The organism is Rhodopirellula sp. UBA1907 (genome assembly GCF_002337565.1).
Classification (GTDB): Bacteria; Planctomycetota; Planctomycetia; order Pirellulales; family Pirellulaceae; genus Rhodopirellula; species Rhodopirellula europaea.
In genome coordinates this window covers 105,850-116,765 of sequence record NZ_DDGH01000102.1, presented here as the reverse complement: position 1 = coordinate 116,765, position 10,916 = coordinate 105,850, and the positions used below count along the sequence as shown (strand labels likewise).

Sequence of the window (10,916 nt, the reverse complement as noted above, 5' to 3'; positions counted from 1 at the left end):
GAAGCCACGACGCGGTTGATCGACACAACGCCGGAACTGTTCCGTTTGCCACGCCGGCGCGACCGAGCCACCAAGCTGCTGACGTTCTTGGGCGAAACGATCGTCAACGGCAACCCGCTGGTCACGGGACGCCCGCCTGCCGTCCGCCGCGAACCGGCTCCCGTTCCCGAGATCCCATCCGCGTCCAAGCCACCTCGCGGAACCGCTGACATCTTCCGAGAAGAAGGCGTCGATGGATTGGTGAGCTGGATCCGTGAACAAAAGGGCTTGCTGCTGACCGACACGACGATGCGTGACGCGCATCAATCGTTGCTGGCCACGCGAGTTCGCACCGATGACATGCTCCGTATCGCGCCGGCCTACGCTCACTTGGCCCCGCAATTGTTCTCACTGGAAATGTGGGGTGGGGCCACCTTTGACACGTCGATGCGGTTCCTCAAAGAATCGCCATGGCAACGTCTGGCTGATTTTCGCGCGGCGGTTCCCAACATCCTGACGCAAATGCTGCTGCGGGCCAGCAACGCGGTTGGCTACACCAATTATCCCGACAACGTCGTGCGATTGTTCGTACGCGAAGCGGTCCAAGCCGGCATGGATGTGTTCCGCGTGTTCGACGCGTTGAACTGGGAAGAAAACATGCGTGTGGCGATGGACGCTGTGATCGAAGAAGGCGGCATCTGCGAAGCATCGATCTGCTACACCGGCGACCTGCAAGACCCTCGGCGGACCAAGTACGACTTGAAGTACTACGTCGATCTGGCGAAGAAACTGCAGGCGGGCGGCGCTCACATGATCGCAATCAAAGACATGGCGGGTTTGCTCAAACCGGCCGCGGCGGTGAAGTTGCTGCGTGCTCTGCGTGACGAAGTCGACTTGCCGATTCACTTGCACACTCACGACACGGCGGGCATCCAAGCCTCCACACTGATGGCCGCTGCGGGTGAAGGCCTGCAAATCGCCGATGCGGCGCTGGCGCCGATGTCGGGCGGAACCAGCCAAGTGAACCTGAACACGTTGGTCGAAGCCCTTCGTTTCACCGATCGGGAATCCCCGCTGGACAGTGAATCACTGACTCAATTGGCAACCTACTGGCAAGCCGCTCGCGAATTCTACAAACCGTTTGAAAGCGATGTCTTGCCGGCAACGGGTGACTTGTACGATCACGAGATGCCTGGCGGGCAATACACGAATCTCTTTCAACAGGCTCGTGCGTTGGGCTTGGCCGACCAGTGGGCCGGAGTCTGCCGCGCCTATGCGGACGTGAACCGATTGTTCGGCGACATCGTGAAGGTGACTCCGACGAGCAAGGCCGTCGGTGACATGGCGTTGTTCTTGGTCGCCAACGAGATGTCGGCAGAAGACGTCCTGACGACCAACAAAGCCCTCGCGTTTCCCGCCAGCGTGCTGGACCTGATCGGCGGCCGAATGGGCCAGCCACCGGGTGGCTTCCCCGAAAAAGTCATGCGTAAAATCCTCGGCGACCAAGCCCCTGTGCTGGAACGCCCTGGTGCATCGATGCCACCCGCGGACCTGGGGGCCGCCAAAGCGAAAGCAGCCGAACTCACCCATGAAGTCCCCAGTGATCGCGATGCGGTGACGTACCTGCTGTACCCCAAGGTGTTTGAGGAGTACTCGCAGCATCGCAACACCTACGGCGATGTGACTGCCTTGCCGACGCCGAACTTCTTCTACGGCCAAGAACCTGGCGACGAGATCGCGGTCGACATCGAACCCGGGAAGCGACTGATCGTCAAATACTTGGCCGTTGGACAACCGTATCCGGACGGGACGCGGACTGTGTTCTTTGAACTCAACGGGCAACCTCGAGAAGTGTCCGTCATCGACCGATCATTGGAAGTCGATGTCAAAGCCGCTGTGAAAGCCGATCCTTCGGATGCCACTCACGTCGCTGCGTCGATGCCCGGCATGGTGATCACGGTCGCGGCCGCCGAAGGCGAAAAGGTCAAGGCAGGTCAAAAGCTGTTGGTTCTCGAAGCCATGAAAATGGAAACAACGATCAACGCACCTGCCGACGGTGTCGTCACCAAAATCCATACACCTCCAGGAACCCAGGTCGAAGCGGGAGATTTGCTGGCGGTGGTGGAGTGAGGGAGGAGCGTGGGGGCGATTGAAAAAGTAAAATTGACAATTGTAAATTGTAAAATCGGAGCGTGGGCGTTGGATTTGCACGAGCTCAGCTGATGGTCAATGGCCTTGTTCAGCTCGTCCCATTTCGGCTTGTTGATTTAATCGATTTCACAACCCGACGCGTGAGCGAGGGATCCACAGGCTCGCTGCAAGGGCACGCGATCCCTCGCTCACGCTTCGGGTTAGGATTGAATCAACTGGTCCCATTTGGTTTGAGTTTGGCCGTTGGCCAAACCGATTCGCCCCGCATCTTCCTCTCGCCAAATAGAGGCTCAACCAGTTTCAAATTTACAATTGTCAATTTAACTTTTTCAATGACCACGAGTCTCGTGATGAAACGCGAATCTTTGAAACAGTGCAATTGACCGCCCGAGAATGCCATTCCTGACGGGGCGACGAAAATCCGATGATTCGATAGGCTTTTAGAAAATTCACGCGTTCGCGCCCTTTGAGCTTTCGGAATCAACCTCATGTCGATCAAACGTGTCGGAATCCTCACCGCCGGTGGCTTGGCCCCGTGCCTGTCGTCGGCCATCGGAGCCCTGATTGAAGCCTATACAGAGCAAGCTCCTGAAATTGAAATTGTCTGCTACCGATCCGGGTACAAAGGTTTGCTGCTCGGCGACAGCTTTGTCGTCGACGACCACTCGCGGAAGAACGCGGCGATCTTGCACCAGCACGGCGGCAGCCCGATCGGCAACAGCCGGGTCAAGCTCACCAACGTTGCCGATTGTGTGAAACGCGGTTTGGTCAGCGAAGGCCAAGACCCACTGCAGGTTGCCGCGGAGCGATTGCAATCGGACGAAGTCGATGTGTTGCACACCATCGGTGGCGACGACACCAACACCACCGCCGCGGACTTGGCCGCTTACTTGGCCAAACACGAATACCAACTGACGGTCGTTGGTTTGCCCAAGACCATCGACAACGACGTCATCCCCATCAAACAAAGCTTGGGTGCTTGGACGGCTGCCGAAGAAGGCGCCAAGTTCTTTGAAAATGTGGTCGGCGAACACAACGCCAACCCACGCATGTTGATTATTCACGAAGTCATGGGGCGCAACTGTGGTTGGTTGACCGCCGCCACCGCAGCCAAATATCGCGAACGTTTGCAAACGCTCAACTTCTTGCCCGAGATGGGACTCAGCCAAGAACGTCGCGACGTGCACGGTGTCTTTGTTCCCGAGATGAGTTTTGATCTCGAAGAAGAAGCCAAACGCCTGCGGGCAATCATGGACGAGATCGATTGCGTCAACATCTTCATCTCCGAAGGTGCCGGCGTGGACACCATCGTCAAAGAAATGGAATCACGTGGCGAAAGCGTCCCCAAAGATGCATTCGGTCACTACAAACTCGACGCCGTGAACCCCGGCAAATGGTTCGGCAAACAATTCGCGGACATGTTGGGCGCCGAGAAAACGCTCGTGCAAAAGAGCGGTTACTTCAGTCGCGCCGCTGCCGCCAATGCGGACGACATCGCCTTGATCGGTCGCTGTGCCAAGAAGGCCGTCGAATGTGCCATGCAAGGGATCGGTGGCGTGGTTGGCGAAGACGAAGACCAAAACAACGAACTTCGCGCGATCGAGTTTGAACGCATCGCTGGCGGCAAACCTTTCGACATCAACGTGGACTGGTTTGGTGACTTGCTTTCACAGATGGGACAACCCAAAGGCGAAGTCCTGGAAACGTCTCACTAACGAACTAGCTGAGCAGCAACGACTTCCGAGCCGGGCGCGTCATTCGCGTTCGGCTCGTTCGCGTTGGACACCGTTGTTTTTCGTTTTCCGTTGAGCAACCATCCGATCGGTGTGTAGCGAACGAAGACTTGGTAGCTGAGCAACAGCACCACACAGGAGATCGCACTGACGACCGCGAATTTGACGCTCCAAGCGACCTGCCAATCTCGTACCCAGTACTGCAAATACATCACAAGGGGAAGGTGAGCGAGGTACAACCAGTAGCTCGAATCGGACAGGTACCGCAGCGTGCGACTGGGATGTGCGAACACATTTCGAAACATCCCCATCATGCCAAAGGACACGATCCAGGCATAAGCGGATTGAACCAACACGGACGCGAACAATCCGCCGCCCGACGTTTGGCTCTTCAGCATCCAACCGACCGCAAGCAACACGGTGAGCGACAACGGCAAACTGATCTTCCATCCGTGACCAAGGCGACCTTCGCGATCATCCGCGACGAAGTAGATCGCACCAAAGCCAAAGAACAACGCGTAGTACGCCAACACAGACGGGAGAGGAAGCAAGCCGACCGATGTCGCCGGTCCAAAGCCTTCGTGCCGCATGAACCACTGAGTCAACATCGTCAGCGGAATCAACCAGAGCAGGCAATGAGGTGAACTCGCCAGCGCCGACGCATTCCAGCGAGACTTCAGCGAGTGCGGCGTGACCGTCATGACGATCACGAACCCTGCCACCAAGAAGCACAGAAACCAGAGAAACCACAGGTGCCCCGTCGCAGGAAACTCGAACAGCAGAAACATCAATCCGCTCCAGTTCGCGGCACTCATGCCTCCGTCAGCAGACTGGTCCGCTGGTGACTCAAACAACGTGACGCCCATCATCGCGGCGATTTCTTCCCGCCCGGATTCGACGTCCTCTCGATCGACTTCGATTTTTAGCAACCCAGCGACGTACTCGGTCGTTCCCCACGGCGCTCGCATCACATCGATGGGTTGCTCGCCCTTGTGGTTCCCGAGCTCAGGATCTGCGTCGTGATCCAGCAACACCTTGGCAATCTCATCGCGTCCCAGGAACGCTGCCACCAAGAAGGGCGAATCACCTTGCTCGGATCGTTGATTGACATCGGCGCCCTCCAACAAGGCTTTCTCCACTGCCGCCAAGTCATCTTGAACGACGGGAGTCAACAGATCGGTTTCGTCAAAAACGGCTGCTTTGGGCGAAGGGTGAGCCTGGATGTAGCCAGCAACGATCCACATCGCGGGAATGATCGTGCACATTCCGATCACAAACGGAATCGCGATTCGCAACACGCGGTGTTCAATCAGTTTCGAGGCCCCGCGCCGCCGGAACAGCATCATCGTGAAGAAGCCGCTGAGCAGAAAGAACAACGGCATCCGAAAGCCATGCACCATCGCAATGAACATCGAAACCACATCGCTGCTTTGCGAGTCTTGGATCGGCCAGCCTCGCCCCGCATCGGGCGAATAAGCGATGGCTGCGTGCAAGAAAATCCCCAGCAACATCGCGATGCCTCGCAACGCATCCAGGTCGTGCCGACGGGAAGGAATCGAAGTCATTGAATCATTCATGGCTTCAGTTTCCTCGATTTTGGGATCGAGCTCGCCGTCGTTTCAGTAACGAAGTGTACCGATCTGAATCCCGCGACCCGAAAACCAAGCAAGAGTGCTGTGCCACAACGAAGTTTTCGGGTCGCAAAACTCGTCAAGAGTTTTGATTTGCACGCTCAATCGCCGAAAGTCTTGACGACTATCGCTACGGCCGAAAGACTCCTGCTTACCTGCGTTAGCTTGGATTCCAATCCAAGCCCATCGGCAACTGGTTCAAGTTGACAGGGCCGTCCGCCGTCACGACCAACATGTCTTCGATGCGTACACCACCAGTTTGTCGTCCATACAAACCGGGCTCGACCGTGAAAACTTCACCCGCGAGCATTTCACCTCCGCCGTGATCCAACAGAATTGGCTCGTGAACTTCCAAGCCGATTCCGTGACCGGTGCCGTGCTGAATTGAAGGCCCGTCCGTCAGCTCACCACGTGAGATCGGATAGCCATGACCGACCAAGACTTTTTCAACAGCCAACTGGACTTCTTCACCAGTTCGCCCAGGGAACAAAACCGACTCCGCCGCTTCTTTAGATGCGACCACCGCCGCGTGCATTTTCAGAACGGTCTCGCTGGGCGTTCCATTGACCACGGTTCGCGTGCAGTCGCCGTTGTAGCGCGTCGACTCATCGCGCGGAAACAGATCGACGATAACCGGGTGCCCGGTGTACAAATCGCCGTCGCCACGATGATGGCAATCGGCTGAATCGGGCAACGTCGCAACGATCGCACCATGGCTCATGGTGTAGTTGCGTTTCATGAACGCTTCCCCGGCCATCGTGCGAACTCGTTCGCTGGTCAATGGTTCGCCACCGAACATCAACCGGCCTTCGGAACCGACTTCCGCGGTTGCGATCATTTCACACATCTGCCGCATGACCGACTCCGTGACCGATTGGGCTTTCCGCAGCCACTCGATCTCTTCGTCCGTTTTGACTCGGCGGTCGATCACACCAAGATCATCGTCATAGGCAACCGCGATCCCTGCATCGGCCAAATGCCAGGCGTAGATAAACGGAAACGCTCGATCGACAGTGACTCGATCGATGGATTGAAGCTGCAGGAACCGAGCAACCGATTGAGCCGACGCGGTTTCGCGATCGCCGCTGGCCGAACCCGATGCGGGCGGAAAATCAGCGGGGCAATGAACTGAATCCAAACGTCCCGCGGCGCGTGTGCGGTCCATTTCAAGGTCGCGAACGATCCCAACGTTTTTGCCGTCGGGCAATTTCAGCCAGGCGGCAGGGTCACCGAGCGCAATCCCCAGGCGACGAAACAAATTCGCGTTTCGATCAGCCAAACCGGCCATCACCTGGGCTCCATCGGAGCCATTGTTGGGGGAACCAGGATCATCAGCAGAGTCGCTCGTGGCGACCATCAATTTAGAGTGAATCATGCTTCCAAACTAACCGACGGAGAGGAAGCTGCCGAGAGACCGGCACCGCGGCGAATTTGCAAGCACGCAATCACCGGCACAATGCTGAATTGCCGGAATCCAAATCACCTCAATCCTGAACGACTTTCGCCCACCTTCTGTCAGAATCGATTCAAGTTAACTAACCGTGCTGACCCACGAGATGTTCGCTGAATTCGCTTGCGACTGTTCTGGCGGATGAAGCGATCGGGTGGTTCGCGCCGATCGCTGGGAGAGACGTCGCTCTGACGTGATCGCATGGCACCGCTTCGGCGACCAAGCGTCTCGTCCCGCCGCCATCGCTTGAGTCTGTTTCATGACATGGTTTTCAAAACCCACTGATGCGTCCGCCTCCGACGCCCACGAAGCAACATCCACTCGCATGATCGCTTCCGCGGTCCTTCGTGTGGATCGAATGCTTCGACGTCGTCGGATACTCGCCGTCGCGATTGGGTGCACCATGTTGTCGGCTGGTCCCGGCTGGATCGGAACCAGCTCGGCAGGATTCCCGGAGATGGTTGAGCGGGTCGGACGCTTTTGCGGGTGCAGTTGGGGCGATGGCTATCACACTTGCCACAGCAGCGGCATGCGTCCGATGGCGAATCTACCGCCACGCTCTTATCCGGCTCGCACCGGCAACTTGGCCGACAAAGTGATGGGGTGCCGCAATTGCCAATCACCAAGTTGCCAGGGGACATGCAAACCAAACTCATTGCATGCCAGCCGTACTCGCGATGGCTTCAGCATGTTGCGTCCAACCTTGCTGCCTAGCACAAGGCGGCCAACATTCTACGATCGCTTTGATGAGTACGCTCGCGAAGTCAGCTTCCAAGCCGCCGCGACCGAAGTGGGTGCTCGCCCCGTCGATCCTATTGTCGATCACGAGTCCATCGAGGGTCACTATCCACGGACCAACTCACCGCGTTTCGAATTGCACTCCAATCATATCGACGAGTTCACCCACCATGGGTTCTCGGTGTTGTCCAACGAGGATCCCTCCGCGGCATCGCAACCCGCACAAACATCCAACAACGCTGACACCAACATCGATGCACCTGCGGAAGCAACATCGCTTCCCAAGCAGCAGTTAACTGAAGAAGAGATCCAACGCTTTCGTGACTACCAAGAACACCAGCGTTTGGAAAAGAAGTACAAGAAGTACTTGATCGAACCAGACGAAGTGGAACCGTTTCAAACGTTTGGAGGACCACCCGTTGGAAGCGAGCAACGACGACTGCTCGACGAGAACAAGGTCAACGAGCTGCTGAAAGAAAAGTCGCTGCAACTACCACCACCTTCGATCAAAGAAGAACCCTCGGAAGACTCGCAACCTAGTTCGAGCGACCTGCTGGACTCTTCTCTCGAAGAACCCGAGTTGGACGATGCGGTGCCGCTGGAACAATTGCTTCCGCCTTATCCAGGAGATGACACGGATCCGTCAACGGACTCTGTCGGACCTCTGTCTTGGCCCACGCCTTCCGCGACGGACTCGCTGACTCATCAACCGCCACCATCGGCATCAACGCGAAGTTTCATCCGGCAACCGTCCGACAATCCGGTCACGCCAAAAGCAACTGACAGCAGTCCGAATGAGCGTGTGGCAGAAGTACCGGATTGGCGATTTGTCAGACAACCTCGCTAGCGGCAACACCTAGATGCGGCCGCCTTCGCAGCAGGTTTCGCAAATCGTGTGACAACGCTGGCACTGCAATTTCCCACGAATTTCGATCAAGGTTCGCCCCAAACAAACGGGGCAAACACCCTGCGTCGCATTCGCGGGTGAGCACTGATTCCACTGGGGTTCAGTTTCATCTTGGGATGAATTCCTCGGCGTTTGCCGGTTCGATTCGGAAGCTTGCGGTTCATTCATGCTGCAATCCATTTGGTGCGGTGATTCCAGAGCGGTTAGACTCAAGCCGGAGGATAACCGATGGCTTCCGAGCATTCACTCTTCGAAGATTCCGATCGAGATACGCTTGCAAATCTTGATCGAGCGCGACTGAACCGACTAATGCGAGTGGCAACCGCCATGACCATCGTGCTCGGCGTGAGTGTTTTGGTTCAGTTGCTGATTCCATACCGCGGTTACTTCCCTGCCGACTTGCAAGACTCCGTGTTTTTGTCCGCACATCGAGGTCACTTTCACGGTTGGTATCGGTTCGCGTTCTACGTCCACATTGTTGCCGGACCAATCGCATTGGTTCAAGGTGCGGCGCTGTTCTTCAGCGGATCTCGGCGGAAACGCATTCCACCGTGGCACCGTGTTATCGGCCGAGTGCAAGCCGCAGTGGTGTTGCTGTTCCTGTTCCCCAGTGGTTTGGTGATGGCTCAGTATGCCATGGCCGGTCCAACCGCTGAAGCAGCCTTCACGCTGTTGTCATTGGCAACAGCGGTCACGATGGCAATGGCAATCCGCAGTGCGATGGTTGGGCGAATGACCCAACATCGTCTTTGGGCAACTCGTTGCTTCTTGTTGCTGTGTTCACCCTTGCTACTTCGAGTGGTGGTGGGGTTCACGATCGTCACGGGTACCGAAACGGATTTCGCACACCGTCTTATCGCCTGGACCAGTTGGTTGGTCCCATGGTTCCTTTTCGAAGTCGGGAGAAAATGTCATGACGCTGCACACCGCGAAACCAAGACGTCACGCCTTCACACTGCTTGAACTTCTTGTGGTCATTATCATCATCGGTGTCTTGGCTGGCTTGCTGATGCCCGCGATGCGCACGACCGGCGAAGCATCCAGAAGGATGATGTGCAGCAACAACTTCAAACAGATCGGGCTTGGCCTTCACAATTATCACTCTGCCTACAAGCACCTTCCTTCCGCTCAAGGTGGAACACTTCGAGGGCCATCCGAACGCGATGGCAACTCTCGACGACTCAGCGGCTTGGTGGCGTTGCTTCCGTTTATGGAGCAACCCGAGCTATGGCAAACCATTTCTAACCCCGCTGAGTTCAACGGAATGCTGTACCCGCCAATGGGCCCGGCGCCCTGGGTCGAAACTTACGAACCTTGGACCACGCAGATTCAAACCTACCAGTGTCCCGCTTCACCGGCCGGTCCTGAGCCATTTGGATTGACGAGCTATGCGTTTTGCGTCGGCGACCAAGTTGACCTGCTGAATGCCGAGCACTCGTCAACGCAAACGGTGCGAGGCATCTTCGCAGGGGCGCATGTCCCAAACTTCCGAACGATCACTGATGGACTGACCAACACGATTGCGATGTGTGAAATCGGCCATGATTCTGGTGACAGCCATATAATCGGACAAACGGCAATTGGGCAGAGCATAGGAATTCTTCAGTCTCCCAGTCGATGCAAAGAGACCCTGGATGTGGATCGTCCCAATTTCTACGAACCATCGGTCCAACTCGCCAGCGTCGGGCGGGGCGGTCGGTGGGCAGATGGAGTCGCTGCGATTGCCGCCGTTAACACAATTCTGCCACCCAATTCGCCAAGCTGTTCCGTCGGAACGCGATTGACCGCCCCAGGCATCTATTCGGCCGGCAGCTTTCATCAAGGTGGAGCACATGTGTTGATGGCCGATGGCGCGGTCAAATTCATCACCGAATCGATCGACCATGGCGACTCAACCGCCGCGGTCGTTCTAACGACGGAATCCGATGAGACGACCTCCGCCAACGCTTCCGAAACGGCTGGCGTTGCCGATGACAACTCTTCGAAGCAAACCGACTCGGAATCACCTACCTCAATCTTTCACCCAGAAAGCCCGTATGGTGTCTGGGGTGCACTTGGGACCGCTCGCAGCCAGGAATTGGCGACCACCGAATTTTGATTCAGGAAACCGTTTGGCAACAAAACAGCAGCCTTCTCCATCGATGAAGCAATCCGATACGCTGGATGACATGAGTCCCGCGAGAGATGGCTATCCCGAAAGTGCTGAGCCCCTGCGTCATCGAATGATGTTGGTTCAGGATGCCGTCAGCGAATGCCCCTACATCGATGGCGAACCGGCTCGTATGCCGCTGCACTTTCCGACGCCGCCGCGCCGCAGCGAAGACACC

The 10,916-nt window shown here is 56.7% G+C and carries 8 protein-coding genes and 1 pseudogene; 6 read left to right on the top strand and 3 right to left on the bottom strand.

Going from position 1 to position 10,916, the window contains the following annotated elements; genetic code table 11:
- Both B2R17_RS26165 and B2R17_RS26160 read left to right on the top strand, forming a co-directional pair.
- A partial coding sequence (locus B2R17_RS26165; protein ID WP_286766304.1) for a pyruvate carboxylase subunit B occupies positions 1 to 2,109 on the top strand: 2,109 nt, incomplete at its 5' end.
- Between the two features lie 509 nt (positions 2,110 to 2,618).
- Positions 2,619 to 3,845, top strand: coding sequence for a pyrophosphate--fructose-6-phosphate 1-phosphotransferase (locus tag B2R17_RS26160; protein ID WP_286766303.1), 1,227 nt, complete (start codon positions 2,619 to 2,621; stop codon positions 3,843 to 3,845).
- On the opposite strand, the gene B2R17_RS26155 is transcribed toward B2R17_RS26160, so the two are convergent.
- Both B2R17_RS26155 and B2R17_RS26150 read right to left on the bottom strand, forming a co-directional pair.
- Positions 3,842 to 5,440 (bottom strand): acyltransferase family protein, encoded by a 1,599-nt coding sequence (locus B2R17_RS26155; RefSeq protein ID WP_286766302.1) that lies wholly within the window; start codon positions 5,438 to 5,440, stop codon positions 3,842 to 3,844. The two genes, B2R17_RS26160 and B2R17_RS26155, sit on opposite strands and share 4 nt — an antisense overlap.
- Before the next feature lie 214 nt (positions 5,441 to 5,654).
- Positions 5,655 to 6,869: a M24 family metallopeptidase gene (locus tag B2R17_RS26150; RefSeq protein ID WP_286766301.1), complete on the bottom strand. Its 1,215-nt coding sequence runs from the start codon at positions 6,867 to 6,869 to the stop codon at positions 5,655 to 5,657.
- Between the two features lie 334 nt (positions 6,870 to 7,203).
- Here B2R17_RS26150 and B2R17_RS26145 point away from each other — a divergent pair, with 334 nt between their 5' ends.
- Positions 7,204 to 8,529: a hypothetical protein gene (locus B2R17_RS26145; RefSeq protein WP_286766300.1), complete on the top strand. Its 1,326-nt coding sequence runs from the start codon at positions 7,204 to 7,206 to the stop codon at positions 8,527 to 8,529.
- An 86-nt stretch (positions 8,530 to 8,615) separates the two neighbouring features.
- Here B2R17_RS26145 and B2R17_RS26140 read toward each other — a convergent pair whose 3' ends face one another.
- Positions 8,616 to 8,753, bottom strand: coding sequence for a hypothetical protein (locus B2R17_RS26140; RefSeq protein WP_173402020.1), 138 nt, complete (start codon positions 8,751 to 8,753; stop codon positions 8,616 to 8,618).
- 145 nt (positions 8,754 to 8,898) lie between these two features.
- Between B2R17_RS26140 and B2R17_RS26135 the strand changes: the two genes are divergently transcribed.
- The 3 genes and pseudogenes from B2R17_RS26135 to B2R17_RS26125 all read left to right on the top strand — a co-directional run.
- Positions 8,899 to 9,552 carry a DUF2306 domain-containing protein gene (locus tag B2R17_RS26135; RefSeq protein ID WP_236615774.1) on the top strand — a complete coding sequence of 218 codons (654 nt, stop codon included), beginning with the start codon at positions 8,899 to 8,901 and terminating at the stop codon, positions 9,550 to 9,552.
- Positions 9,503 to 10,687 carry a DUF1559 domain-containing protein gene (locus tag B2R17_RS26130; RefSeq protein WP_286766299.1) on the top strand — a complete coding sequence of 395 codons (1,185 nt, stop codon included), beginning with the start codon at positions 9,503 to 9,505 and terminating at the stop codon, positions 10,685 to 10,687. The genes B2R17_RS26135 and B2R17_RS26130 overlap by 50 nt, the downstream gene beginning before the upstream one ends.
- A 13-nt stretch (positions 10,688 to 10,700) precedes the next feature.
- Positions 10,701 to 10,916, top strand: a pseudogene (locus tag B2R17_RS26125) (arginyltransferase); the annotation flags it as partial.

Coding starts and splice junctions, on each gene's coding strand:
- B2R17_RS26135 (WP_236615774.1), top strand. CDS start 8,899: ATGCGAGTGGCAACCGCCATGACCATCGTGCTCGGCGTGAGTGTTTTG.
- B2R17_RS26160 (WP_286766303.1), top strand. CDS start 2,619: ATGTCGATCAAACGTGTCGGAATCCTCACCGCCGGTGGCTTGGCCCCG.
- B2R17_RS26155 (WP_286766302.1), bottom strand. CDS start 5,440: ATGAATGATTCAATGACTTCGATTCCTTCCCGTCGGCACGACCTGGAT.
- B2R17_RS26130 (WP_286766299.1), top strand. CDS start 9,503: ATGACGCTGCACACCGCGAAACCAAGACGTCACGCCTTCACACTGCTT.
- B2R17_RS26140 (WP_173402020.1), bottom strand. CDS start 8,753: ATGAACCGCAAGCTTCCGAATCGAACCGGCAAACGCCGAGGAATTCAT.
- B2R17_RS26150 (WP_286766301.1), bottom strand. CDS start 6,869: ATGATTCACTCTAAATTGATGGTCGCCACGAGCGACTCTGCTGATGAT.
- B2R17_RS26145 (WP_286766300.1), top strand. CDS start 7,204: ATGACATGGTTTTCAAAACCCACTGATGCGTCCGCCTCCGACGCCCAC.